Source organism: Streptomyces scabiei 87.22 (assembly GCF_000091305.1).
Lineage (GTDB): Bacteria > Actinomycetota > Actinomycetes > Streptomycetales > Streptomycetaceae > Streptomyces > Streptomyces scabiei.
This window is the reverse complement of the sequence record NC_013929.1, coordinates 5080881-5105463: the sequence shown is the minus strand read 5'-3', so window position 1 is coordinate 5105463 and position 24583 is coordinate 5080881. Positions and strand designations below refer to the sequence as shown.

The following is a 24583-nucleotide window of genomic DNA, read 5'->3' as shown; positions in this document are numbered from 1 at the left end:
GCGGCTTGCCTACTGCTCACCGCACCGTGAGACCAGTTCCTGCTCCTCCTCCGAGAGGCTGGGGCCGGTCGACGGTGTGGGTGCGGTCTGGGACGGGGTCGGGGACGCCGAGCCTGTCGGCGTCGGGGTCGGGGTCGGTGTGGCCTTGGACGTGAGAGAGGTCTTCGTGGTTCCCGTGACCCCGCCGGCCTCGCCCTCGCCGGTCTTGGCGTTGTTGTCCGCCGCCTCGCGGCGCTCGGCGTTCTTCTTGCACGCCGACGCCTGGGTGGACAGCTCCGTGATCTTCTTCTCGGCGTCTCCCAGACCGCCCTCGGCGATCGTGGCCTCGACCAGCTTCTGCTGGTAGGGCGGGAGGTACTTGAGTTCGATCTCGGGGTGGTCCTTCTGCACCTTCGAGAGCGAGATCCAGGCCAGGTCCTGGCTGATGCCCCGGTACAGCGCCACGTGGTCGTCGTTGGCGCCGACGTAGTACTGCGTCTGGGTCCAGCGGTAACCGCCGTACATCCCCCCGCCGACGACGGCGAGGGCGAGGACGCCGAAGAAGGATCTCTTCAGCCACCTGCGCTTCTTGCGGGGCTTGACGAAGTCGTCGTCCGAGTAGTCGTCGAAGCTGCCCGCGGCCGGCATGTACCCGGTGGCGTCGCCGGAGCCGGGCGGGCCGAACGCGCCGCCGCCCTGGCCGTGGCCCTGGCGGCCGAGGCCGGAGGCGCGGCCGGCCGGGGTCTGCATGATGCCGTTGTCCTGCAGGTGGAGCTGGTTCTCGGCGACCGCGCCGACCACGACCGGGGTGTCGGAGAGCTGCCCGGCGAGGGTGTCCCCGGTGTCGAGGTCGAGGACGTCGGCGATGATGACCGTGATGTTGTCCGGGCCGCCGCCGCGCAGCGCGAGCTGGATCAGCTCCTGCACGGTCTCCTGCGGGCCCTGGTAGCTGGCGAGGGTGTCCTCCATCGTCTGGTGGGACACGACGCCGGACAGTCCGTCGGAGCAGATCAGGTACCGGTCCCCGGCGCGGACCTCACGGATGGAGAGGTCGGGCTCGACGTGGTCGCCGCTGCCCAGGGCGCGCATCAGCAGGGAGCGCTGCGGGTGGGTGGTGGCCTCCTCCTCGGTGATGCGGCCCTCGTCGACCAGACGCTGCACCCAGGTGTGGTCCTGGGTGATCTGGGTGAGGACGCCGTCCCTGAGGAGGTAGGCGCGGGAGTCGCCGACATGCACGAGGCCGAGTCGCTGACCGGTCCACAGCAGGGCGGTGAGCGTGGTGCCCATGCCCTCCAGCTGGGGGTCCTCCTCGACCATGGCACGCAGCTGGTCGTTGGCGCGCTGCACGGCGGTGCCGAGCGAGGTGAGGATGTCGGAGCCCGGGACGTCGTCGTCGAGCGTGACGAGGGTGGAGATCACCTCGGAGGAGGCGACCTCACCGGCCGCCTGGCCACCCATGCCGTCGGCGATCGCGAGCAGCCGGGGACCGGCGTAGCCCGAGTCCTCGTTGCCCTCGCGGATCATGCCTTTGTGCGATCCGGCGGCGAAGCGCAGTGACAGACTCATGCGCACCTCGCCCGTCGGCTCCGGGTACATCCGCACGGTGCCCACCCTCCGGTCGGGAGCGCGCCGGGGCCCCTGGTGGGGGACTCCGCTGCGTGCTCGCTCCGCTCGCGCCTATTCATGATGTAGCACTACTTCCGCAGCTCGATGACGGTCTTGCCGATGCGGATCGGCGCGCCGAGCGGAATCGGCGTGGGGGTCGTCAGTCGGTTCCGGTCGAGATACGTGCCGTTGGTGGATCCCAGGTCCTCGACGATCCACTGGCCGTCGCGGTCCGGGTAGATCCGGGCGTGCCGGCTGGAGGCGTAGTCGTCGTCCAGCACGATCGTGGAGTCGTGCGCGCGGCCCAGGGTGATGGTCTGGCCCTGAAGCGCCACGGTGGTGCCCGTCAGCGTGCCCTCGCTGACGACGAGTTTGGTCGGGGCGTTGCGCCCGCGGCGACCGCCGCCGCCGGTGGCGGCCGCGGGCTGCTGGCCGCGCTGCTGCGGGGGCGCGGCCTGGCGGGCGGCCGCCTGCGGCCGCTCCCGGCGCGACCCCCGCTGGGTGACGCGCGTACCGAACAGGTCGCTGCGGATGACCTGCACGGCCACGATCACGAACAGCCACAGTACGGCCAGGAAACCCAGCCGCATGACCGTGAGGGTCAGCTCTGACATTGCCCCCGCTTCACCCTTCGGCTTGCCGGTAAATGATGGTGCTGCTGCCCACGACGATCCGCGAGCCGTCGCGGAGCGTAGCGCGGGTGGTGTGCTGCCCGTCCACCACGATGCCGTTGGTGGATCCGAGATCCTGGATCGTCGAGGGCGTTCCGGTCCGGATCTCGCAGTGCCGGCGGGAGACGCCGGGGTCGTCGATCCGCACGTCGGCTTCGGTGCTGCGTCCCAGCACCAGCGTCGGGCGGGAGATCTGATGGCGGGTGCCGTTGATCTCGATCCAGTAGCGCGTGCGTCCGCCGGCCGCCGGACCGCCGGGCGGTCGCTGGCCGAGCGAAACGCCGGGGCGGCCGCCGCCCGGTGGTGGTGCCGCCGGCATGGGCGGGGCACCCGCGGGAGCCGCGGTGGGCGGGTAGCCGTAGCCGCCGGGGCGGCCGGCGGCCGGGCTGGCCGGGGCGCCCGAGGGCGCCTGCTGGTCCGTGGATCCGGCGAGCGTACGGCTGCGCACCCGGTACAGACCGGTGTCGAGATCGTCGGCCTTCTCCAGATGGACCTTGATGGGTCCCATGAAGGTGTAGCGCTGCTGCTTCGCGTAGTCGCGCACCATGCCGGCGAGCTCGTCGCCGAGCTGGCCGGAGTAGGGGCTGAGCCGCTCGAAGTCGGGTGTGCTCAGCTCCACGATGAAGTCGTTGGGGACGACCGTGCGGTCGCGGTTCCAGATGGTCGCGTTGTTGTCGCACTCCCGCTGGAGCGCTCCCGCGATCTCCACGGGCTGGACCTCGGACTTGAACACCTTGGCGAAGGTGCCGTTGACCAGACCTTCGAGACGTTGCTCGAACTTCTTCAGGACTCCCATGGGGCACCTCCTCCGTCGTCACCGCTCTGCGTACCGAGTCGGTACTGCTTACTGATCGTATCCACGCGCCAGGAAATCGGCTGGTTCCCCCGGTCGGCCCGGTCGACCGGTGTCATCCGGTGTCGGTGCCCACTGAGGTCCCTCTGCCGGATTCCCGCCGGAGCTCGTCTTCGAACTACCTCGTCCGAACTCTGCCAAGGATCGTAGAGGCGGTGCGTGACCAGTGTCCCGCACCGGACTGTGCGCCCCGTCCCTCTCCTGTGGAGATGGCCGGGACCGGTACGAGGTTGATACGTGAACCAGCACTCGTTGATACGTGGCCCGAGGGCCCGTGTGTTCGGTCCGTGCTGGTCGCTGCCGTCGCGTCGCCGTGCGGCCGGGCCGGCGGGGAACAAGTGATGTGAAGCCACCCTCTCCACCGTGCTAATCTTCTGCATGTCGGAAGGCGCCGACACCGCAAGGAACGGGGCCTGAGGACACACCCAATGCGCGGGTGGCGGAATAGGCAGACGCGCTGGATTCAGGTTCCAGTGCCCGCAAGGGCGTGGGGGTTCAACTCCCCCCTCGCGCACAGCGAAGCGGTCTCATCGTAGTCACGATGGGACCGCTTCTTTTTGTGTGCTCGCGATCTGCTCGACCGTGTGGAATACGGCGAGCCGTGGCCCTGAAGTGTGAGGAGTCTCTCAGGGGCCCGGGTAAGGGCTTTCGTCTTTTGGGGGCGCGGAACGTCGTGGGGGCGTGCCGGGTCTCCTGCGCGCGGTGCGGGACGCATTCCGGTCAGCCTCATGTGAATCGCCGCACATAGGGATGTGGGCGATGTTTCACGTGAAACGGTCCAACAGGGCCGGAGGGTCGCATCGGCGGCGGCGACCTCCGGGCGGAGGTCGCGAAACCCGTCACCACCGTTGACGCCCGTCTGTCACCCACCTATCTTCTGGTCGGCAATTCGCACAACGTTCGTATTTTCGAACGGACTTTGCCTTCTCCTGCCCCCCGCACCTGTCAGAGACGAGGCGCACATGGCACCGCCGCTCTCCCGCCGTTTCCTCCTTCAGTCCGCCTTGCTCACCGCGGCCGCACCGGCGGTCTCCCTCGCGGCGGGGAGCGGCCGTGCGGTCGCCGCCACGGTCCCGACACCTTCCGCCTGGTCGGTGCGGCCGTTCGAACTGAAGGACGTGACGCTCGGCCAGGGCCTGTTCGCCGAGAAGCGCCGGCTGATGCTCGACCACGGCCGTGGCTATGACGTCGACCGTCTGTTGCAGGTGTTCCGGGCGAACGCGGGCCTGTCCACCAAGGGCGCGGTCGCGCCCGGCGGCTGGGAGGGACTGGACGGCGAGGCCAACGGCAACCTCCGCGGCCACTACACCGGGCACTTCCTGACGATGCTCGCCCAGGCCCACGCCGGCACCCGGGACACGGTCTACTCCGACAGGATCCGCTACATGATCGGAGCCCTGGCCGAGGTGCGCGAGGCGCTGCGCACCGGTCCGCGCATGCTCGCCGTGACCGGCAGGTTCGGCACCGCGCACGAGAACGTCCGGGGCTCCCACCAGTACGTCGACCTGCCGAACAGCGTGCTCGGCGGTGCCTCCGCGATCACTCTGTCGGCCTGGGTGAAACCCACGCACCACGCCGACTGGGCGCGGATCTTCGACTTCGGCGACAACACCACCCGCTATCTGTATCTGGCGGCGCGCAACGCGAGCGGTGTACCCCGCTTCGCCGTCACCACCAACGGGCCGGGCGGGGAGCAGGGGCTCAACGGCACCGCCGCCCTGCCGCTCGACAGGTGGAGCCACCTCGCGGTGACGATCGGCGGCGGCACCGGCACGCTCTACGTCAACGGCACGGCCGTCGCGCGGAACACGTCGATGTCCCTCACCCCGGCGGCCCTCGGCGCCCTGACGAACAACTGGCTCGGCCGGTCCAACTTCCGGACCGATCCCGTCTTCGCGGGGGCGTTCGACGAGTTCAACGTCTGGTCCCGGGTGCTGACGGCCGCCGAGATCACCTCGCTCCAGGGCAGCCGGGCCCCGGACTCGTCGGCGGGCCGGGGCGACCTGGCCTCGTACGACTTCTCCGAGACCGGCGGCGGCACCTTCGCGGACGGTTCCGGGCGTGGCCTGACCGCCACCCTGCGCCGCACCTGGGGCGCGCCCAGCCACGACGGGTTCCTGGCGGCGTACCCGGAGACGCAGTTCATCGAGCTGGAGTCGATGACCAGCGGCGACTACACGCGCGTGTGGGCGCCGTACTACACCGCGCACAAGATCCTGCGGGGTCTGCTGGACGCCTATCTCCACGTCGACGACGAGCGGGCGCTCGACCTGGCGTCGGGCCTGTGCGACTGGATGTACTCCAGGCTGTCGAAACTGCCGGACGCCACTCTGCAGCGCATGTGGGGCATCTTCTCCAGCGGGGAGTACGGGGGCCTGGTCGAGGCGATCGTCGACCTTTACGCGATCACCGGCAAGGCGGACCATCTCGCCCTGGCCAGGCTGTTCGACCTGGACAAGCTCATCGACGCCTGCGCCGCGAACACGGACACGCTCGACGGTCTGCACGCCAACCAGCACATCCCGATCTTCACCGGTCTCGTCCGGCTGTACGACGTGACGGGCGAGGCGCGCTACCTGAGCGCCGCGAAGAACTTCTGGGGCATGGTGATCCCTCAGCGGATGTACGGGATCGGCGGCACCAGCACGGCGGAGTTCTGGAAGGCGCGCGGGGCCGTCGCCGGGACGATCAGCGACACCAACGCCGAGACCTGCTGCGCCTACAACCTGCTCAAGCTGAGCCGGAGCCTGTTCTTCCACGAGCAGGACCCCAAGTACATGGACTACTACGAGCGGGCGCTGCTCAACCAGGTCCTCGGGTCCAAGCAGGACAAGGCCGACGCCGAGAAGCCCCTGGTCACGTACTTCATCGGGCTGGAGCCCGGGCACGTGCGCGACTACACCCCCAAGCAGGGCACCACCTGCTGCGAGGGCACGGGCATGGAGAGCGCGACCAAGTACCAGGACTCGGTGTACTTCGCCCGGGCCGACGGCAGCGCGCTGTACGTCAACCTGTACAGCGCCGCGACGCTGGACTGGTCCGCGAAGGGGGTGACCATCGCCCAGAGCACCGACTACCCCCGTGAGCAGGGCACCACGATCACCGTCGGAGGCGGCGGCGCGGCCTTCGCGATGCGGCTGCGGGTGCCGTCCTGGGCGACGGCGGGCTTCCGGGTGACCGTCAACGGCGGCGTGGTGGACGGCACTCCGGACCCGGGGAGCTACTTCACGATCCCCTCCCGCACCTGGGACGACGGGGACGTCGTACGGGTGTCGATCCCGTTCCGCCTGCGGACGGAGAAGGCCCTCGACGACCAGTCGCTCCAGACGCTGTTCTACGGACCGGTCAACCTGGTCGGCAGGAACAGAGCCACGAGCTATCTGCCGGTCGGGCTCTACCGCAACGCCGGGCTCTCCGGCGACCTGCTGCCCTCCCTCACCGCGGTGAGCGGAAAGCCGCTGCACTACACGCTGGACGGCACCGAGTTCGCCCCCTTCCACGAAGGGAGCGAGGACCCGACCCACGCCTACGTCAGGCGGGCGGAACCGAAAGTGGTCCTCGGCGGCACGGACTCGGGCGTCGCCAATCCGGCGAAGCGCGACGGCACGACCCTGCTCGACGAGATCTGGGCCGGGGCACCGTTCGCCGACAAGAGCGCGCTGGTGGCGCGGGTGCAGTCGACCGTCACCTCCTGGGTGTCGGCCGGGCTGCTGAGCCAGGCCGACGGGCAGCGGGTGGTGACCACCGCAAGGAACGCGACCTACGCGGCCTGACGGCACGGGCGGCCGCTCCCGGGGACGGGAGAGGCCGCCCCGCGCGTGCCGGCGCGCGCGGGCTACGCGGCGAGCCGCGCGGCCAGGTTCTTGGCCTTGACGACCGCGTCGTCGAAGGCCTTCGCGCGGGACGCCTCCGAGAGGGGGATCAGCTCGCTCATCGCGGGGTTGTGCGGGGCCATCGTGAGCTCCGGGACGATGAAGTCGACCTCCAGCCCGAGGGCTTCGGACAGGACCGCCGTCAGGTAGTTCTGCACGTACTCCAGAGGTTCGCGAGGGGTGCCCGGAGCGTAGGAACCGCCCCGGCTGGCGACGACCGTGACCGGGGTGCCCTTGATCTTCGAGTCCTCGGTCATGGCGGTGCGGCCGATGAGGACGACGTTGTCCAGCCACGCCTTGAGGGTCGACGGGATCGAGAAGTTGTACATGGGCGCGCCGATCAGGACCGCGTCCGCCTGCTCCAGCTCCACGATGAGCTTCTCCCGCTCGGCGAAGGCGGCGGCCTGCTCGGGGGTGTGCGTGGCCGGGTCGGCGAAACCGGCGGTGTGCGCGTCGGCGCCGATGTGCGGAACGGGATCGGCGTGCAGGTCGCGATAGACGACCGTGCCGTCCGGATGCTGGTCCTGCCATGCCGTGCGGAAGGCCTCCGTCACCGCACGCGATGACGAGGCGCCGACGGGAAACACGGACGAATCCAGGTGCAGCAGCGTGGCCATGGGGAGCTCCCGAAGAAGTGGCTTCGTTTTCGTACTCAACTATGAATAACACAGTCACTTACTTTTTTTCATCCCCGAACTCCGGACCAGTACTCTTGTTCTCATGGCGGAGCAGCAGGGCATCCATGGCGCCGGGCCGTGCCAGCAGGTCGACGAAGGCATCACCCGTGTGTTCGCCCTGCTCGGAAAACGCTGGACGGGTTTGATCGTGGCCGTCCTGATGCCGCATCCCGCGCACTTCGCCGACCTGCGCAGGGCGATTCCCGGCATCAGCGAGCGGATGCTCTCCGACCGGCTCACCGAACTCGGCGCGGCCGGGCTGGTGGTGCGCGAGGTCGACGACGGCCCGCCCCTGCGCGTCACGTACCGGCTGACCGAGGCCGGGGCGGCACTGGATCCGGCGCTGCGGGAACTCAGGAACTGGTCCAAGAGCCATCTGTCCCCGAGTTGGCCCTGTGCGGGGGCGGAACAGCCCTAGGCCGGACCGCCCGGCAGCGGGTGGGGCGCTCGGCTTTCCGCTGGTGCGGGCGGGTGGGACGCAGAGTTTTCCACAGGCTCTGACGCGTTTCGGCCACCGGCTGTAACGTCAGCACGAGTTGATGTTCGCGTCTGGACGTGTACGGGGGAGGCGGTCGTGATGACCGAGGCCGGGACGACGGCAGGGGCAGTGCCGGTGGCCGACGCGGGGGCGGCGTCGCCGTCGGCCGCCGCACGGGTGCCGGGAGTCGCGGGGTTCGCTCGGTGGCCCTCGGTGGGGTCGCCCAAGGACGAGGGCAAGGCGCTGCGCACGCGGGTGCCCCGCAGCGCGCACGCCGACCTGACGCTCACCACCGACCGGCCGGACGCGGTGTCCGCGGTGGAGGAGTCCAACCGCGGCCGGATCGCCGGCCTCACCCCGATAAGGGTCGGCAGGATGGCGGCCACCCCCTTCGCGTTCCTGCGCGGCTCCGCCGGCCTCATGGCGTACGACCTCGCCCGTACGCCCATGACCGGCATCGGCGCCCAGCTCTGCGGCGACGCCCATGCGGCCAACTTCGGTCTGTACGGGGACGCCCGCGGCGGTCTGGTCATGGACCTCAACGACTTCGACGAGACCGTGCACGGTCCCTGGGAGTGGGACCTCAAACGCCTCGCCGCCTCCCTGGTGCTCGCCGGCCGTGAGGCGGGCGCCGACGAGGACATCTGCCGCAAGGCGGCGTACGACGCGACGGGTGCCTACCGGCGCACGATGAGGCTGCTCGCCAAGCTCCCGGCGCTCGACGCGTGGAACGCCATCGCCGACGAGGAACTGGTCTCGCACGCCGACGCGCACGACCTGCTGGGCACGCTGGAGCGGGTCTCGGAGAAGGCGCGCGCCAACACCAGCGGACGTTTCGCGGCCAAGGCGACCCGGGCGGTGGAGGGCGGCGGCCGCCACTTCGTGGACGCCCCGCCGGTGCTGCGCCGCGTGCAGGACGAGGAGGCGGTCGCCGTGGCCACGTCCTTGGAGCAGTACCTGACCACGCTGTCGGAGGACCGCCATCCGCTGCTGGCCCGGTACGCGGTCCAGGACGTGGCGTTCCGGGTGGTCGGCACCGGCAGTGTGGGCACCCGCTCCTACGTCGTGCTGCTCCTGGACCACCGGGGGGAGCCGCTCGTCCTCCAGGTGAAGGAGGCCCGCCCCTCGGCGCTGGAGCCGCACCTGGCCACGGCCGGTTTCGAGGTGCCGGAGGTGGACCACGAGGGCCGTCGGGTGGTCTGCGGCCAGAAGCGCATGCAGGTCGTCAGCGACATGCTGCTGGGCTGGACGACGGTCGACGGACTGCCCTTCCAGGTACGCCAGTTCCGCAACCGCAAGGGCAGTGTCGACCCCGCCGCGCTGGCCGCCGACCAGGTCGACGACTACGGCCGTATGACCGGCGCCCTTCTCGCCCGCGCCCACTCCCACAGCGCCGACCCCCGCCTCGTCTCCGGCTACTGCGGCAAGAACGACGAACTCGACGAGGCCGTGGCCACGTTCGCCGTGACCTACGCGGACAGAACGGAGGCGGACCACGCGGACCTGGTGACGGCGGTGCGGGCGGGACGGGTCGCGGCCGAGATGGGGGTCTGAGGGGAGGCCGGCGAGGGGCCTCCGGGCATCCCGGGCCACGCCGAGCGGGCGGCTGGACGACGCGAGGTCGTCCCTCCGCCGCCGGTCTCCGGCGGCTTTCGCCAGGGGTCGGAACCGTGGCCTAGGCTGGGTCGGGTGACGACCCCGGAAGCCGAGCAGACACCGTCCGAGCGCCCCACCGAGCCCGGGCGGCCCGATGAGGCCACCGAGCCCGTCGAAGGCGCGGTACCGACCGAGGGAACCGAGGGCACGGCGTCCGGCGGGAGTGGTGGCTCGGGGCGGCCCGAGGAGCGGTTGGAGCGGGCCGTGCGGGCGGCCGAGCAGGCGCTGATCGAGTACGAGATCGCCGTCGAGACCTTCCGGGTCGAGGTCGAGAACTTCTCCCGGCTGCACCACCAGAAGCTCGGCCCCGTGTACGCGCGGCTCGACGAGCTGGACGCCCGGATCGCGGAGGCGAAGGCCGCGCGCACCGGCGACCCCGAGGACCTGCGCAAGGCCCAGGAGGCTCGGGCCCGGGTCATGCCCATGCCGGGTGTGGAGGAGCTGTTCCACGGCTGGATGGACTCGGAGGGCATCTTCCCCGAGGCCGCGGCCATGCTCACCGATCAGCCCGTACGGTCCCCGGAGCGGGTGCGCCCGAGCGACGAGGCTCGCCGGCTCTACCGGGAGCTGGTCCGCAAGGCCCACCCGGATCTGGCCCAGGACGACAAGGAGCGGGCGCGGCGGGACGAGTTCATCGCCCGTGTGAACGCGGCGTACGGGCGCGGTGACGAGGTGCTGCTGCGGGAGCTGTCCGAGGAGTGGGCGACCGGGCCCGTGCCGGAGGAGCGCAGGCCGAGCCGGGCCGAGGAGCTGTACGCCCGGCTCGAATGGCTCGCCCAGCGCAAGGAGATGCTCTCCTTCGTCGCCCGGGAGCTGGAGGAGGGTGCCATCGGGTCGATGCTCCGCCTCGCGCCGCAGGACCCCGACCGGCTGCTCGACGAGATCGCCGACCAGTTGCTGGCGGAGGTCGAACAGCGGGAGAGCGAGCTGGCGGGGCTGCTCGCCCGGGACGAGTAGCCCGGGGCCCGGTCGGGTAGCGTCGTACGCATGCATCTCGGAGCTGGTGTGCCCACGGTCGAGGTCGGAGACCTCAAGGACGACGACTTCCTGCTGGACGTGCGGGAGGACGACGAATGGCAGGCGGGTCATGCCGAAGGGGCACTGCACGTCCCCATCAGTGAGTTCGTGGCGCGCTACGGCGAGGTGACCGAGGCGGCTCCGCAGGATGGCAGGGTCCATGTGATCTGCCGCTCGGGCGGTCGTTCGGCGCAGGTCACCATGTATCTCGTCCAGCAGGGCATCGATGCCGTGAACGTGGACGGCGGCATGCAGCTCTGGGCGGCCGCGGGCCGTCCGGTGGTGGACGGCAAGGGCGGGGCGGGGTTCGTTCTGTAGGGAACCCGTTCCCTACAGGTGCCGGAGCCGGGGAAGGCGGCGGCGCCGGGTGCGGGTGGGGCGCGCGGAGGAGCGTGCGCGCCCCGGGGCGTGGCGTGCGCGGGTACTCAGCCCAGCGGGTGCGCCGCCAGAAGGTCCCCCAGCGCCTCTTCGTGGGCCGCCGCGGGACCGAGCGAGAGTTCCAGGTGCTTGGCCCAGGCGTGATAGCGGTGCAGGGGGTAGTCGACGTCCGCGCCGAAGCCCCCGTGCAGATGCTGTGCGGTCTGCACGACCCGTCGCACGCCCTCCGCGGCCCAGATCTTGGCCACCGAGACGTCTCCGGCGGCGGGCAGCGCGCCTGCCGCTCCGGAGGTGATCCGCCAGGCGGCCTGCCACAGCGTCGCCTCCATCGCGCGCAGGTCGATGAAGCGGTCGGCGGCCTGTACGGCGACGGCCTGGAACGTGGCGATCGGGAAGCCGAACTGCTCGCGTTTTCCGGCGTATTCGCTGGTCATGCCGAGGACGGCCTCGCCCAGGCCGAGTGCCAGCGCGCACGTCCCGGTGGTCAGCAGCTCCCGCAGCCGTTCCCACGCCCCCTCCGCGTCGATGACGTCCCGCGCGGGGATCCGGACGGACTCCAGGCGCAGTTCCGCCAGCCGTTCGCCGTGCGTGGAGATCTGCTCGGCGAGCGTCACCCCCGCGTGGGCGCGGGGAACGAGGGCGAGTACGGCCCGGCCGTCCGCGGCGGCAGGACCCCGGCCGGTCTCATGGGCAGTCCCGTCGGAGGTCTCGTCGCAGATCCCGTCCGAGGTCTCGTCGGTGGAGAGGCCGATGACCGACTCCGGCGAGGGCGTCGCGGGGACGACGACGAAGTCCGCCTGCTGTGCCCAGGGCACCGCCGTCTGCACGCCGTCCAGGATCCAGGAGCCATCGGGGTCCCGCCGTGCGGTCACGGCGAGTTCGGCGGGGTCGTGACCGGTCAGGCCGTGCGCGGCGACGGTGAGGACGACCTCCCCGCGGCCGACGCGGGCGAGCAGATCCGCCTTCAGCTCCTGGCTCCCGTGTGCCTGCACGGCCACGGCGGCGGCACTGCTCTCCAGCAGCGGCCCCCTGGCCAGCACCTTCGCCGATTCGCGCAGCACCAGGCAGAGCGCGACGGGATCGAGGCCCGACCCGCCGTACGCGGGGTCGAGCAACAGGCTGAGGAGGTCCGCGTCGGCGAGCTTCGCCCACAGGGCCCGGTCGAAGTCGTCGGCCACGGCTCCCGGAACGAGCGACGGACTCGGTACGGCGTCCGGTGCGACCCCGGAGAACACCGCCCTCGCCGCCTCGGCCGCCGCCTGCTGCTCCTCGGTGAAGGTGAAGTCCACGGTTCCGCCCTTCCGTGCCGCCGATGACAGGGCGTCAAGATAGAACAGGTTCTAGAAGAGGGGAATGGCGTGGGGCCGGGGGATGGCCGGGCCTCGGGCACGGCACGCACCGCGCCGTAAGGTGTCCCCCGCTGTGGATAACCTCGGGGTGCCGTGCGAGCGGTGTGACGATGTGACTGTTGTGACCATCGGGGTGTGCCGGACGGGCGTGGCTGAGTAAGTTCCGGTGGGGAAGTGGACCGGGTCGTGGGAATCGGGGAGCGGGGCGCAATGGACGCGAACGACGAGGTCTCGAACGCCCGGCGGGGGCCGGACGAGCCCGAGGGCTCCGACTCCGCGAGCGAAAAGGGACCGCGTGTCCCGCGGGATGCGCGGCAGGCCCCGGACCCGGCGCCGTCCAGCGCCGGGGAGCCTGCCCCGCCGCTGACCCCGGACCCTGAGCCGACGGCGGACCCTGCCCCGACGGCGGACCCCGCGCCGCCGTTGGCCGCGGACCCCGCCCCGCCTATGGCCGCGGACCCCGCGCCGCCGTTGGCCTCGGACCCCGCCGCGCCCAGGAGCGCGGAGCTTGCCGGGCCCGTGGCCGCGAACCCCGGGCGGGCCTCTTCTCCGGGTTCGGCCGCGTCGGCGGACGCGACGGCCGACCCGGTGACCCCCCTGGCCGAGGACCCGGCGCTCGGTTCGGCGGCGGGCTCCTCGCCGGACGCGTCGGGGGTTTCCTCGCCCTGGCCGCGCCCCGAGCGGACGGGCGGGCCGGCGCGGCCCGCGGCCGGTATCGCCGCGCTGACCCTGCCGTACCAGATAGCCGTGGCGCTGGTGCTCGCGGTCGTGGGGGTGGTGACCTGCGTCCATCTCGGGCTGGTGTTCCTCCATATCGCGCCCTCGAACACGTTGACGAAGCAGCACGGTCGGGCGGTGGACGAATGGGTGTATCCGGAGTTCGAGCAGAACTGGAAGCTGTTCGCGCCGAACCCGCTGCAGCAGAACATCGCCGTGCAGGCGCGCGCGGAGGTCCGTACCGCCGATGGTGAGAGACGTCAGACCGGCTGGTTCGACCTGTCCGCGCTGGACGGCGCCGCGATCGACGGGAACCCGGTGCCGAGCCACACCCAGCAGAACGAACTGCGCCGGGCCTGGGACTTCTACGTCTCCACGCACGACGCCGAGAACCGCGCGACCACCTCGCGCGGCGATCTCTCCCAGCGCTATGTGCGCCGGATCGTGGTGATGCGCCTCGACCGCGAGGGGGCCGGCGAGCCCGGCGCCGTGATCGAGCGGATCCAGCTCCGGTCCCGTACGACCAACGTGCCGGCGCCCGAATGGAGCGAGGAAAAGGTGTCCGACAAGCCAGTCGTCCGCGAGCTGCCCTGGTGGCAGGTGACCGACGACGACCGGGCGGACGCCGCCGCCGACGCGGGGGGTGCCGGCCGGGCCGCCACCGGCCGGACGGAGGCGAGCGCCGAATGAGCGGCTCCGTGCGTCCGACCACCGGCCCGGTCCGCCAGGGGAGCCCCCTGGTGCGGCTCACCGCCCCGATAGGCAACGGGATCACCCGTGTCACGGATCGCGCGCTGGGCCCGTACCAGAGCGCGATCATCCGTATCGGCTTCTCCGCGACGTGGCTGCTGTTCCTGCTGCGCGAGTTCCCGCACCGGCGCGAGCTCTACGGCCCGAACGGGCCCTGGAGCTGGGAGCTGGCCCAGCAGCTGACCGCGAGCAACGAAGCGTTCACGGTGCTGATGTGGTCCGACAGCATGGTGTGGTTCGAGATCGTCTACGCCGTCGCCGTCCTGTCCGGCCTCCTTCTGCTGCTCGGCTGGCACACCCGTGCCATGAGCGTGCTCTTCATGGTCGGTGTGCTCTCGCTGCAGAACCGCAGCGTCTTCATGGGCGACGGCGGCGACAACGTCCTCCATCTCATGGCGATCTATCTCGTCTTCGTCCGCTGCGCCCAGGTCTGGTCACTGGACGCGCGGCGCGCCCGGCGTGGGCGCGAGCGCCTGGAGCCGGACGGCAGGGCACCGGAGGACCGGGGTGGTGTCGCGCTGTGGTGCGCGCTCGGGTTCGCGCTGCTGCTGGCGACCTTCGGCGGTCTGGTCCCCGGCGGTCTGCTGGGCGGCTGGCTGACGTTCTTCTGGGGGTTGTGGGCGGTGCACGCCCTGTGGTGGGCCGTAGGGCGCATCGAGTCGGACACCAAGCCGCGTGCGCTGCTCGACATCGTGGGCAACCTCGTGCACAACGCCGCGCTCGTCGTGATCATGGCCGAGGCGTGTCTGATCTACGCGGCGGCCGGCTGGTACAAGATCCAGGGCGGGCGCTGGCAGGACGGCACGGCGGCCTACTACCCGTTCCACCTGGACTACTTCTCGCCCTGGGCCTCGCTCTCGGACCTGCTGTCGTCGAGCGGCACGATGGTGATGCTGGTGACGTACGGGACGGTGATCGTGCAGGTCGCCTTCCCGTTCACGCTCTTCAACCGGCGCGTCAAGAACGTGCTGCTGGCGGTCATGATGACCGAGCACGCCGTGATCGCCGTCGTGCTGGGCCTGCCGTTCTTCTCGCTCGCGATGATCGCCGCCGACGCGGTCTTCCTGCCCACGCCCTTCCTGAAGCGTCTGGGCGGGCTGGTGGCGCGCGTGCGCGACCGCGTCGGGCGCCGGCTCCTGCAGGGGCGCGCCCTCACGATCCCCGGCCCGCGCCGCCCCGGCGCCCCCGACGAGGGGGAGGCGGCCGAGCAGCCCCGCGTAGGCTTCACCGCATGAACGATCCGCTGAGCGAGCCCGGGGGCGTCCCGACGGCGGGGCCCGCGGAGGCTCAGGTGCCGGGACGTCCTGCCGCTTCGGCGCCGGGACCCGCAGGGGTTCAGGGGGCCGCGCGGTCTGCTGGTTCGGCGGCGGGATCCGCAGGTGGTCCGGCGGCAGAGGCCATGGGCGGGCCGGGAGGTCTGAGGGGAGCCTGCGGCCCGGGGGTGGCTTCGGGTGCGTCGGGCCGGCGGCCGGAAGGCGATCCGCTGCGGGTCTGGCGGCGTCTCGTCGACACCGCCGTCCTGCTCGACGGTTTCCACGCGCTCAAGCACGCCGTCCGTTTCGGCGCCGAGGTGTCGGTGGCCGTGACGGCCGACCGTGCGGCGGCCCTCGCCCTCGCCGACGAGCTGGCCCCGGACGTACGGGACCGGCTCGGGGACCTCCTCCAGGAGGTCCCGGAGGAGACGTACCGGGCGCTCGTACCGCGCCCGCACCCCACCGCCGTCGCCGCGCTGGCCGTACGCCCCGCGCGCGCGGACCATCTGGCGGCGCTCGCCCGCACCCCGCGCGCCGCCCCCGTCGTCGTCCTCGACAACCCGCGCAACCTGGGCAACGCGGGCGCGGTGATCCGGCTGGCGGCCGGGTTCGGGGCGACCGGTGTGGTCACGACGGGCACCCTGGACCCCTGGCACCCCACGGTCGTGCGGGGCGGGGCGGGGCTGCACTTCGCCACCGCCGTCGAGCGCCTGGAGGTGGCCGACCTGCCTCCCGGCCCGCTCTTCGCGCTGGACCCCGAGGGCGACGACATCCGGGGGCTGAAGCTCCCGGACGACGCCGTCCTCGCGTTCGGCTCCGAGCGCAGCGGCCTGTCGGCCGGGCTGCGCGCCCGTGCCGACCACCTGCTGTCGCTCCCGATGCGCCCCCAGGTCTCCAGCTACAACCTGGCGACCAGCGTGGCGATGACGCTGTACCACTGGAGCGCGGGCTCCTTCTGAGGAGCGCGCCCAGCCTCCTGCAACACGCTTTAGCGGAGCGTCTCGCTGCGGACCTCGACCACCCGGAACCGGTTGGCGACGAAGGCTCCGTCGCACAGGGCCGCGTTCGCCGCCGGGTTGCCGCCGGACCCGTGGAAGTCCGAGAAGGCCGCCGTCTGGTTCACGTACACCCCGCCCGTGAGGTTGAGTGACAGCTGCGCGCACTCCTCCAGGCAGACCTCCTCGACGGCCTGGGCCACCTCCTCGGAGGTCGTGTACGCGCCGACGGTCATCGCACCCTTGTCGCCGATGGTCCGGCGCAGCAGCTCCAGCCCTTCCGCGGCCGAGTCGACGGCGACGGCGAACGACACCGGCCCGAAGCACTCGCTGAGGTAGGCGGCCTCGTCCTCCGCGCCCTCCCAGTACTTCCGCGCGCCGTCGAGCTTCACGATCACCGGCGTCCGGACGACCGCGTCCGGGAACTCGGGGTTGGTGATCTCCCGTGAGGGGAGTGCGACCTCGCCGAGCGCGGCGGCCGCTTCGAGGCGGGCCTTGACGTCGGGGTTCACGAGCGCGCCCAGCAGCGCGTTCGCGCGCGCGTCGTCGCCCAGCAGACCGCCGACCGACCGGGCGAGGTCGGCCACGACCTCGTCGTAGGACTTGGGGCCCTGGTCGGTGGTGATGCCGTCGCGGGGGACGAGCAGGTTCTGCGGGGTGGTGCACATCTGGCCGCTGTACAGGGACAGGGAGAAGGCCAGGTTGGAGAGCATGCCCTTGTAGTCGGCGGTGGAGTCGATCAGCACGGTGTTGACACCGGCCTTCTCCGTGTAGACCTCCGCCTGGCGGGCGTTGGCCTCCAGCCAGTCGCCGAACGACGTCGAGCCGGTGTAGTCGATGATGCGGATCTCGGGGCGGGTGGCCAGGTCCTTGGCGATGCCCTCGCCGGGACGCTCGGCGGCGAGCGCGACCAGGTTGGGGTCGAAGCCGGTCTCGGCGAGCACCTCGCGGGCGGCCTGGACGGTGAGGGCGAGCGGCAGCACCGCGCGCGGGTGGGGCTTCACCAGGACCGCGTTGCCGGTGGCGAGGGAGGCGAACAGGCCCGGGTAGCCGTTCCACGTCGGGAAGGTGTTGCAGCCGATGACGAGCGCGGTGCCACGGGGGACCGGCGTGAACTTCTTGGTGAGCGCGAGCGGGTCCCGCTTGCCCTGGGGCTTGCTCCACTCGGCCGCGTCGGGGGTGCGGACCTGCTCCGCGTACGCGTACGCCACCGCCTCCAGGCCCCGGTCCTGGGCGTGCGGCCCGCCCGCCTGGAAGGCCATCATGAAAGCCTGGCCGCTGGTGTGCATGACGGCGTGGGCGAACTCGTGGGTGCGGTCGCTGATCCGCTTCAGGATCTCCAGGCACACCGCCGCGCGCGCCTCGGCGCCAGCGTCGCGCCACGCGCGCTGTCCGGCCTTCATGGCGGGCAGCAGCACGTCGAGGTCGGCGTGCGGATAGGTGACGCCCAGCTCGATGCCGTACGGGGAGATCTCGCCGCCCACCCAGTCGTCGGTGCCGGGCTGGCCGAGGTCGAGCCGGCTGCCGAGGAGGGCGTCGAAGGCCGCCTTGCCCTCGGCCATGCCCAGGCTGCCGTTCTCGCCGTACGCCTTGGGGTGCTCGGGGTGGGGCGACCAGTACGCGCGGGTGCGGATCGCTTCCAGCGCCTGGTCGAGGACGGGCCGGTGCTTGGCGATCAGGGCGTGCGCGGACGGTTCGGCGGCCATGCTGGACCAACTCCTCACGTCAAGGACTCTTCTCAGAGCTCTGACCTGGGCAGGAATGGATTCGAGAGGTGTGCGGGGGGTGCTCTCGGGGGACGGGGCGAAATGCCTTGTTCCACGGAGTGCTGGGCGACGGGTGGGCGGACAGAGTTAGAGTAACCGAACGATCGGTCGGGACAAGGGGGTCCGCCGTATCTGTGGACAACCCCGTGCGGGAGGATCGCGCACATGACAGGACTCGACCCCGGCAGCCCCGTGGCCGTCGTAGGGACCGGCACCATGGGCCAGGGCATCGCCCAGGTCGCACTGACCGCGGGCCACTCCGTACTGCTGTTCGACACTGCGCCCGGACGGGCGCGGGAGGCCGTCGAGGCGATCGGCGGCCGGCTCGACCGGCTCGTCGCCAAGGACCGCATGAGCGGCGCCGACCGGGACGCCGCGCGTGCCCGGCTGCACGCCGCCGAACGGCTCGCCGACCTCGCGGACTGCGGATTGGTCGTCGAGGCCGTCCTGGAGCGGCTGGACGTCAAGCAGGAACTGTTCCGTGCGCTGGAGGACGTCGTCGGCGAGGACTGCCTGCTCGCCACCAACACCTCCTCCCTCTCCGTCACGGCCATCGGCGGCGCCCTGCGCAACCCGGGCCGTTTCGTGGGCCTGCACTTCTTCAACCCCGCGCCGCTGCTGCCCCTGGTGGAGGTCGTCTCCGGCTTCGCCACCGACGTCACCTCGGCCACGCGCGCGTACGAGACGGCCCGCGCCTGGGGCAAGACGCCTGTGGCCTGCGCCGACACCCCCGGATTCATCGTCAACCGCATCGCACGGCCGTTCTACGCCGAAGCCTTCGCGGTGTACGAGTCGCAGGCCGCCGAACCCGTCACCATCGACGCGATCCTGCGCGAGTGCGGCGGGTTCAGGATGGGCGCCTTCGAACTGACCGACCTGATCGGGCAGGACGTCAACGAGTCCGTCACCCACTCCGTGTGGCGGGCCTTCTTCCAGGACGTGCGCTTCACGCCCTCGCTGGCCCAGCGCCGGCTCGTCGAGTCCGGCCGGCTGGGCCGCAAGACGGGGCAGGGCTGGTACGACCACGGCGAGGACGCCGAGCGTCCCGAGCCGCACACCGCGGACCCGGTCCCCGCGCCCGCGTACGTGGTCGTCGAGGGTGACCTCGGCCCCGCCGCGGACCTGCTCACGCTGATCCGCGAGGCGGGCATCTCCGTCCGCGAGGACGAGGAGGACCACGGCACCCGGCTCGTCCTGCCGAGCGGCGGCCAGCTGGCCCTCGCCGACGGCCAGACCTCCGTGGAGTTCCGGGACGTCGTCTACTTCGACCTCGCGCTCGACTACCGCAGGGCCACCCGGATCGCCCTGTCCGCCTCCCAGGACACCTCGCCGCAGACCCTCGCGGAGGCGACGGGCCTCTTCCAGGCGCTCGGCAAGGACGTCAGCGTCATCGGGGACGCCCCCGGCATGATCGTCGCGCGCACGGTGGCGCGGATCATCGACCTCGCGCACGACGCCGTCGCCAAGGGCGTGGCCACCCAGGAGGACATCGACACGGCGATGCGGCTGGGCGTCAACTACCCGCTGGGGCCCTTCGAGTGGAGCCGCAGACTGGGCCGAAACTGGGCGTACGCCCTCCTGGACGACCTGCACCTGCGCGACCCCTCCGGGCGCTACGCGCCCTCGCTGGCGCTCTACCGCCACGCCTACGCCTCGGACAAGCGGGAGGGCACCTCCTCATGACGACCGCCAAGCGCGACACGTACACCCCGGAGACGCTGCTGTCCGTCGCGGTCCGGGTCTTCAACGAACGCGGTTACGACGGGACCTCCATGGAGCATCTCTCCAAGGCGGCCGGAATCTCCAAATCGTCGATATACCACCACGTCACGGGCAAGGAGGAGTTGCTGCGCCGGGCCGTCAGCCGGGCGCTGGACGGTCTCTTCGCCATCCTCGACGAGGAGCCCGCGCGCGGGGGGCGTGCGGTGGAGCGCCTGGAGCACGTCGTGCGGCGCATGGTCGAGGTACTCATGGGCGAGCTGCCCTATGTGACCCTGCTGCTGCGGGTGCGCGGCAACACCGACACCGAGCGCTGGGCGCTGGAGCGGCGCCGCGACTTCGACCACCGGGTCGCCGACCTGCTGAAGGCCGCGGCGGCCGAGGGTGACGTGCGGCGCGACGTGGAGGTGCGGCTCGCCACCCGGCTGGTGTTCGGGATGATCAACTCGATCGTGGAGTGGTACCGGCCGGACGGGCGGGGCATGGGCGAGCGGGAAGTGTCCGAAGCGGTGACGCACCTGGTCTTCACGGGGTTGCGCGCCCCGGAGTGAGCGCGCCCCCCGGAGTGAGCGCGTGCGGGGAGGCCGCGCGCCGTCGGCGGGTCCACGCGCCCGCCGGGAGGTCCGGGTGCCGGGGGCGGCCGCGGCCGGTCACCCCTCCGGTTCCACGTCCTCCTCCTCGAACACCAGCAGGGTCCGGGTGCTGAGCACCTCCGGGATGGCCTGGAGCTTGGTGAGGACGACCTCGCGCAGGGCCCGGTTGTCCGAGGTGTGCACCAGGAGCAGGACGTCGTAGTCGCCGCCGACCAGGGCGATGTGGGCGGCGCCCGAGAGCTGGCGCAGCTGGTCGCGGACGGTGCGCCAGGAGTTCTGCACGATCTTGAGGGTGATGTAGGCCGAGGTGCCCTTTCCGGCGCGCTCGTGGTTCACGCGCGCCCCGAAGCCACGGATCACGCCGTCCTCGATGAGGCGGTTGATGCGCGCGTAGGCGTTGGCGCGGGAGACGTGGACGCGTTCGGCGACGGACCGTATCGAGGCACGGCCGTCGGCCTGCAGCATGCGCAGGATGTCCTGGTCTATGGCGTCCAGCGGGCGAGGGGGCGGCAGGGCCGGGCCGTGCTCCGGCGGCTCGGCCATTTGTTCAGGTGCCATGTGCCCCTGCCTCCCTGCCATGGACGGACTGCGTTCATTCCAGGCTGTGCAGAACCGTTTGTCCACAGCCTGTGGGTGCGTGTAGCCAAAATGCGTCAACGACCGAACAATCGGTAGGTGAGACGCGTCACAACCGTGCCGCGTCCCTGAGCCACTCCCACGAGGAGGTGCCGTATGACGGTCATGGAGCAGCGGGGCGCGTACCGCCCGACACCGCCGCCCGCCTGGCAGCCCCGCACGGACCCCGCGCCGCTGCTGCCCGACGCCCTGCCCCACCGCGTGCTCGGCACGGACGCGGCGGCCGACGCCGACCCCGCGCTGCTGCGCCGGCTCTACGCCGAGCTGGTGCGCGGCCGCCGCTACAACACGCAGGCGACCGCCCTGACCAAGCAGGGCAGGCTCGCCGTCTACCCCTCCAGCACCGGCCAGGAGGCCTGCGAGGTCGCCGCCGCGCTCGTCCTGGAGGAGCGGGACTGGCTCTTCCCCAGCTACCGCGACACGCTCGCCGCCGTCGCCCGCGGCCTCGACCCCGTGCAGGCGCTCACCCTGCTGCGCGGGGACTGGCACACCGGCTACGACCCGCACGAGCACCGCGTCGCGCCGCTGTGCACCCCCCTCGCCACCCAGCTCCCGCACGCCGTGGGCCTCGCGCACGCCGCCCGCCTCAAGGGCGACGACGTGGTGGCGCTGGCCCTGGTCGGCGACGGCGGCACCAGCGAGGGCGACTTCCACGAGGCGCTCAACTTCGCCGCCGTCTGGCAGGCACCGGTGGTCTTCCTCGTCCAGAACAACGGCTTCGCGATCTCCGTCCCGCTCGCCAAGCAGACCGCCGCCCCGTCGCTGGCCCACAAGGCCGTCGGCTACGGGATGCCGGGCCGCCTGGTCGACGGCAACGACGCGGCGGCCGTGCACCAGGTGCTCGCCGAAGCGGTGGCCCACGCGCGCGCCGGCGGCGGTCCCACGCTGGTCGAGGCGGTCACCTACCGCATCGACGCCCACACCAACGCCGACGACGCGACCCGCTACCGGGGCGACGCCGAGGTCGAGACCTGGCGGGCGCACGACCCGGTCGCGCTCCTGGAGCACGAGCTGACCGAGCGCGGCCTCCTCGACGAGGACGGCATCCGGGCCGCCCGTGACGCCGCCGAGGCGATGGCGGCCGACCTGCGCGACCGCATGAACCAGGACCCGGCGCTCGACCCCATGGACCTCTTCGCCCACGTCTACGCCGAGCCCACCCCGCAACTGCGCGAACAGCAGGCCCTGCTCCAGGCCGAGCTGGCGGCGGAGAACGAAGGGGCGCAGCCGTGACCACCGTCGCCCTCAAGCCCGCCACCATGGCGCAGGCGCTCAACCGCGCGCTGCGCGACGCCATGACCGCCGACCCCACCGTGCACGTCATGGGCGAGGACGTCGGCGCCCTCGGCGGTGTCTTCCGCGTCACCGACGGGCTCGCCAAGGAGTTCGGCGAGGACCGGGTCACCGACACCCCGCTCGCCGAGGCGGGCATCCTCGGCACCGCCGTCGGCATGGCCATGTACGGCCTGCGGCCGGTCGTCGAGATGCAGTTCGACGCGTTCGCCTACCCGGCGTTCGAGCAGCTCATCAGCCATGTCGCCCGCATGCGCAACCGCACGCGCGGAGCGATGCCCCTGCCGATCACCATCCGCGTCCCCTACGGCGGCGGCATCGGCGGAGTCGAACACCACAGCGACTCCTCCGAGGCGTACTACATGGCGACTCCGGGCCTCCATGTCGTCACCCCCGCCACCGTCGCCGACGCCTACGGGCTGCTGCGCGCCGCCATCGCCTCCGACGACCCGGTCGTCCTCCTGGAGCCCAAGCGCCTGTACTGGTCGAAGGACGCCTGGAACCCCGAGGAACCGCCGGCCGTCGAGCCGATCGGCCGCGCGGTCGTACGCCGCGCCGGCCGCAGCGCCACCCTCATCACCTACGGCCCGTCGGTGCCCGTCTGCCTGGAGGCCGCCGAGGCGGCCACGGCCGAGGGCTGGGACCTCGAAGTCGTCGACCTGCGCTCCCTGGTCCCCTTCGACGACGAGACGGTCGCCGCGTCGGTGCGCCGGACCGGCCGCGCGGTCGTCGTGCACGAGTCCGGCTCCTACGGCGGTCCGGGCGGCGAGATCGCCGCCCGTGTCACCGAGCGCTGCTTCCACCACCTGGAGGCGCCCGTGCTGCGCGTCGCCGGGTTCGACATCCCGTACCCGCCGCCCATGCTGGAGCGGCACCACCTCCCCGGCGTCGACCGGATCCTGGACGCCGTGGGCCGTCTGCAGTGGGAGGCGGGGAACTGATGGCCCAGGTGCTGGAGTTCAAGCTGCCCGACCTCGGGGAGGGGCTGACCGAGGCCGAGATCGTGCGCTGGCTGGTCCAGGTCGGGGACGTCGTCGCGATCGACCAGCCGGTCGTCGAGGTCGAGACGGCCAAGGCCATGGTCGAGGTTCCCTGCCCCTACGGCGGTGTCGTCACCGCCCGCTTCGGCGAGGAGGGCACGGAACTGCCCGTCGGTGCTCCCCTGTTGACGGTGGCGGTGGGGGCACCCGCCGCGGACGCCACCGCCGGTGAGGGCTCCGGCAACGTGCTGGTCGGCTACGGCACCGGTGCGCCGCCGGCGCGCCGCAGGCGGGTGCGGCCCGGGGAACCGGTCCGGTCCACCCCGTCGGCCGGGCCGGCGGCCCGGCGCACCGTCGTCGACACGACACCGGTCCCGGTCGCCGCTCCCGCGTGCCCGGACGGACCCGTGCCGGTCATCTCCCCGCTCGTCCGCCGTCTCGCCCGCGAGAACGGCCTGGACCTGCGGACCCTGCACGGTTCGGGCCCCGAGGGGCTGATCCTGCGGGCCGACGTGGAGCACGCGCTGCGGGCCGCCACGGCCCCCGCCACCGCTCCCGCCTCGGTTCCGGAGCCGAGTGCCGTCGCCGCGCGGCCCGCGCCCGCCGAGGCGCCCTCCGCCACCCGCATCCCCCTGCGGGGCGTCCGGGGCGCCGTCGCCGACAAGCTCTCCCGGAGCCGGCGCGAGATCCCCGACGCCACCTGCTGGGTGGACGCCGACGCGACGGAACTGATGCGCGCCCGTACGGCGATGAACGCGGCCGGTGGTCCGAAGATCTCCGTCCTCGCGCTGCTCGCCCGGATCTGCACGGCCGCGCTGGCCCGTTTCCCGGAGCTGAACTCGACGGTCGACATGGAGGCCCGGGAGATCGTCCGGCTCGACCGGGTGCACCTCGGGTTCGCCGCGCAGACCGAGCGAGGGCTGGTCGTGCCCGTCGTCCGGGACGCGCACACCAGGAACACGGAATCGCTCACCGCCGAGTTCGCCGGCCTGACCGAGGCGGCCCGGACCGGGACCCTGACACCCGGCCAGCTGACCGGCGGGACCTTCACCCTGAACAACTACGGCGTGTTCGGTGTCGACGGCTCCACGCCGATCATCAACCACCCCGAGGCCGCCATGCTTGGCGTCGGCCGTATCGTCCCCAAGCCGTGGGTGCACGAGGGCGAGCTGGCCGTACGGCAGGTCGTGCAGCTCTCGCTCACCTTCGACCACCGGGTGTGCGACGGCGGCACGGCGGGCGGCTTCCTGCGCTTCGTGGCCGACTGTGTCGAACAGCCGGCGATGCTGCTGCGCACGCTCTGAGCAGCGGATCCACCCGGCCGGGACCGACCGCCCACCGCGTCG

At 71.9% G+C, this 24583-nt stretch carries 20 protein-coding genes and 1 tRNA gene; 14 read left to right on the top strand and 7 right to left on the bottom strand.

The features are described from left to right. Positions 1 to 9: 9 nt before the first annotated feature. The 3 genes from SCAB_RS21640 to SCAB_RS21630 all read right to left on the bottom strand — a co-directional run bounded on the left by SCAB_RS21640 (position 10) and on the right by SCAB_RS21630 (position 3051). Positions 10 to 1545: a Stp1/IreP family PP2C-type Ser/Thr phosphatase gene (locus SCAB_RS21640; RefSeq protein WP_013002217.1), complete on the bottom strand. Its 1536-nt coding sequence runs from the start codon at positions 1543 to 1545 to the stop codon at positions 10 to 12. 128 nt (positions 1546 to 1673) lie between these two features. Further along, positions 1674 to 2198, bottom strand: a complete 525-nt coding sequence (locus SCAB_RS21635; RefSeq protein ID WP_013002216.1) for an FHA domain-containing protein FhaB/FipA — start codon at positions 2196 to 2198, stop codon at positions 1674 to 1676. 10 nt (positions 2199 to 2208) lie between these two features. After that, complete coding sequence (locus tag SCAB_RS21630) at positions 2209 to 3051, bottom strand: FhaA domain-containing protein (RefSeq protein ID WP_013002215.1); 843 nt, start codon at positions 3049 to 3051, stop codon at positions 2209 to 2211. Between the two features lie 487 nt (positions 3052 to 3538). Between SCAB_RS21630 and SCAB_RS21625 the strand changes: the two genes are divergently transcribed. After that, positions 3539 to 3622 (top strand) — tRNA-Leu (locus SCAB_RS21625). A 448-nt stretch (positions 3623 to 4070) separates the two neighbouring features. Continuing rightward, positions 4071 to 6881: a beta-L-arabinofuranosidase domain-containing protein gene (locus SCAB_RS21620; RefSeq protein WP_013002214.1), complete on the top strand. Its 2811-nt coding sequence runs from the start codon at positions 4071 to 4073 to the stop codon at positions 6879 to 6881. Positions 6882 to 6943: 62 nt separating this feature from the next. On the opposite strand, the gene SCAB_RS21615 is transcribed toward SCAB_RS21620, so the two are convergent. After that, positions 6944 to 7597: an FMN-dependent NADH-azoreductase gene (locus tag SCAB_RS21615; protein ID WP_013002213.1), complete on the bottom strand. Its 654-nt coding sequence runs from the start codon at positions 7595 to 7597 to the stop codon at positions 6944 to 6946. A gap of 103 nt (positions 7598 to 7700) precedes the next feature. On the opposite strand from SCAB_RS21615, the gene SCAB_RS21610 reads away from it, so the two are divergent. From SCAB_RS21610 to SCAB_RS21595, 4 genes are all read left to right on the top strand, one after another. Further along, positions 7701 to 8075, top strand: coding sequence for a winged helix-turn-helix transcriptional regulator (locus tag SCAB_RS21610; protein WP_013002212.1), 375 nt, complete (start codon positions 7701 to 7703; stop codon positions 8073 to 8075). A gap of 159 nt (positions 8076 to 8234) precedes the next feature. Beyond that, complete coding sequence (locus tag SCAB_RS21605) at positions 8235 to 9689, top strand: DUF2252 domain-containing protein (RefSeq protein WP_037726083.1); 1455 nt, start codon at positions 8235 to 8237, stop codon at positions 9687 to 9689. A 135-nt stretch (positions 9690 to 9824) separates the two neighbouring features. After that, positions 9825 to 10748, top strand: a complete 924-nt coding sequence (locus SCAB_RS21600; protein WP_013002210.1) for a J domain-containing protein — start codon at positions 9825 to 9827, stop codon at positions 10746 to 10748. A 48-nt stretch (positions 10749 to 10796) separates the two neighbouring features. Next, positions 10797 to 11126: a rhodanese-like domain-containing protein gene (locus tag SCAB_RS21595; RefSeq protein ID WP_013002209.1), complete on the top strand. Its 330-nt coding sequence runs from the start codon at positions 10797 to 10799 to the stop codon at positions 11124 to 11126. 107 nt (positions 11127 to 11233) lie between these two features. On the opposite strand, the gene SCAB_RS21590 is transcribed toward SCAB_RS21595, so the two are convergent. Further along, a complete protein-coding gene (locus SCAB_RS21590; RefSeq protein WP_013002208.1) occupies positions 11234 to 12475 on the bottom strand; it encodes an acyl-CoA dehydrogenase family protein in 1242 nt (413 codons plus the stop codon). A gap of 270 nt (positions 12476 to 12745) precedes the next feature. On the opposite strand from SCAB_RS21590, the gene SCAB_RS21585 reads away from it, so the two are divergent. From SCAB_RS21585 to SCAB_RS21575, 3 genes are all read left to right on the top strand, one after another. Further along, positions 12746 to 13942 carry a DUF5819 family protein gene (locus SCAB_RS21585; RefSeq protein WP_037726090.1) on the top strand — a complete coding sequence of 399 codons (1197 nt, stop codon included), beginning with the start codon at positions 12746 to 12748 and terminating at the stop codon, positions 13940 to 13942. A gap of 50 nt (positions 13943 to 13992) precedes the next feature. Then, on the top strand, positions 13993 to 15237 hold the full coding sequence (locus SCAB_RS21580; protein ID WP_013002206.1) for an HTTM domain-containing protein: 1245 nt from the start codon (positions 13993 to 13995) through the stop codon (positions 15235 to 15237). Between the two features lie 164 nt (positions 15238 to 15401). Beyond that, positions 15402 to 16214, top strand: coding sequence for a TrmH family RNA methyltransferase (locus SCAB_RS21575; protein WP_041669456.1), 813 nt, complete (start codon positions 15402 to 15404; stop codon positions 16212 to 16214). 29 nt (positions 16215 to 16243) lie between these two features. Here the strand turns inward: SCAB_RS21575 and paaN are convergent, their stop codons facing one another. Next, positions 16244 to 17956, bottom strand: coding sequence for a phenylacetic acid degradation protein PaaN (gene paaN / locus SCAB_RS21570; protein WP_041669454.1), 1713 nt, complete (start codon positions 17954 to 17956; stop codon positions 16244 to 16246). Positions 17957 to 18181: 225 nt separating this feature from the next. Here paaN and SCAB_RS21565 point away from each other — a divergent pair, with 225 nt between their 5' ends. Both SCAB_RS21565 and SCAB_RS21560 read left to right on the top strand, forming a co-directional pair. Next, entirely contained in the window at positions 18182 to 19699 is a 1518-nt protein-coding gene (locus tag SCAB_RS21565; protein WP_013002203.1) for a 3-hydroxyacyl-CoA dehydrogenase, read from the top strand. After that, positions 19696 to 20286, top strand: a complete 591-nt coding sequence (locus SCAB_RS21560) for a TetR/AcrR family transcriptional regulator (RefSeq protein ID WP_013002202.1) — start codon at positions 19696 to 19698, stop codon at positions 20284 to 20286. Before SCAB_RS21565 ends, SCAB_RS21560 begins: the two co-directional genes overlap by 4 nt. Before the next feature lie 99 nt (positions 20287 to 20385). Here SCAB_RS21560 and SCAB_RS21555 read toward each other — a convergent pair whose 3' ends face one another. Further along, positions 20386 to 20871 carry an Lrp/AsnC family transcriptional regulator gene (locus SCAB_RS21555; protein ID WP_013002201.1) on the bottom strand — a complete coding sequence of 162 codons (486 nt, stop codon included), beginning with the start codon at positions 20869 to 20871 and terminating at the stop codon, positions 20386 to 20388. A 189-nt stretch (positions 20872 to 21060) separates the two neighbouring features. On the opposite strand from SCAB_RS21555, the gene pdhA reads away from it, so the two are divergent. The 3 genes from pdhA to SCAB_RS21540 are packed head-to-tail and all read left to right on the top strand — an operon-like array spanning position 21061 to position 24541. Beyond that, positions 21061 to 22197, top strand: coding sequence for a pyruvate dehydrogenase (acetyl-transferring) E1 component subunit alpha (gene pdhA, locus SCAB_RS21550; RefSeq protein ID WP_013002200.1), 1137 nt, complete (start codon positions 21061 to 21063; stop codon positions 22195 to 22197). Next, positions 22194 to 23198: an alpha-ketoacid dehydrogenase subunit beta gene (locus SCAB_RS21545; protein ID WP_013002199.1), complete on the top strand. Its 1005-nt coding sequence runs from the start codon at positions 22194 to 22196 to the stop codon at positions 23196 to 23198. The genes pdhA and SCAB_RS21545 overlap by 4 nt, the downstream gene beginning before the upstream one ends. Beyond that, on the top strand, positions 23198 to 24541 hold the full coding sequence (locus tag SCAB_RS21540; RefSeq protein WP_013002198.1) for a dihydrolipoamide acetyltransferase family protein: 1344 nt from the start codon (positions 23198 to 23200) through the stop codon (positions 24539 to 24541). Before SCAB_RS21545 ends, SCAB_RS21540 begins: the two co-directional genes overlap by 1 nt. Positions 24542 to 24583: the final 42 nt, after the last annotated feature.

Bases quoted from the DNA above. Each gene is read 5' to 3' on its own strand.
- SCAB_RS21640 (WP_013002217.1), bottom strand. From the start codon at position 1,545: ATGAGTCTGTCACTGCGCTTCGCCGCCGGATCGCACAAAGGCATGATC.
- SCAB_RS21635 (WP_013002216.1), bottom strand. From the start codon at position 2,198: ATGTCAGAGCTGACCCTCACGGTCATGCGGCTGGGTTTCCTGGCCGTA.
- SCAB_RS21630 (WP_013002215.1), bottom strand. From the start codon at position 3,051: ATGGGAGTCCTGAAGAAGTTCGAGCAACGTCTCGAAGGTCTGGTCAAC.
- SCAB_RS21620 (WP_013002214.1), top strand. From the start codon at position 4,071: ATGGCACCGCCGCTCTCCCGCCGTTTCCTCCTTCAGTCCGCCTTGCTC.
- SCAB_RS21615 (WP_013002213.1), bottom strand. From the start codon at position 7,597: ATGGCCACGCTGCTGCACCTGGATTCGTCCGTGTTTCCCGTCGGCGCC.
- SCAB_RS21610 (WP_013002212.1), top strand. From the start codon at position 7,701: ATGGCGGAGCAGCAGGGCATCCATGGCGCCGGGCCGTGCCAGCAGGTC.
- SCAB_RS21605 (WP_037726083.1), top strand. From the start codon at position 8,235: ATGACCGAGGCCGGGACGACGGCAGGGGCAGTGCCGGTGGCCGACGCG.
- SCAB_RS21585 (WP_037726090.1), top strand. From the start codon at position 12,746: ATGGACGCGAACGACGAGGTCTCGAACGCCCGGCGGGGGCCGGACGAG.
- SCAB_RS21575 (WP_041669456.1), top strand. From the start codon at position 15,402: ATGGGCGGGCCGGGAGGTCTGAGGGGAGCCTGCGGCCCGGGGGTGGCT.
- paaN (WP_041669454.1), bottom strand. From the start codon at position 17,956: ATGGCCGCCGAACCGTCCGCGCACGCCCTGATCGCCAAGCACCGGCCC.
- SCAB_RS21565 (WP_013002203.1), top strand. From the start codon at position 18,182: ATGACAGGACTCGACCCCGGCAGCCCCGTGGCCGTCGTAGGGACCGGC.
- SCAB_RS21560 (WP_013002202.1), top strand. From the start codon at position 19,696: ATGACGACCGCCAAGCGCGACACGTACACCCCGGAGACGCTGCTGTCC.
- SCAB_RS21555 (WP_013002201.1), bottom strand. From the start codon at position 20,871: ATGGCCGAGCCGCCGGAGCACGGCCCGGCCCTGCCGCCCCCTCGCCCG.
- pdhA (WP_013002200.1), top strand. From the start codon at position 21,061: ATGACGGTCATGGAGCAGCGGGGCGCGTACCGCCCGACACCGCCGCCC.
- SCAB_RS21540 (WP_013002198.1), top strand. From the start codon at position 23,198: ATGGCCCAGGTGCTGGAGTTCAAGCTGCCCGACCTCGGGGAGGGGCTG.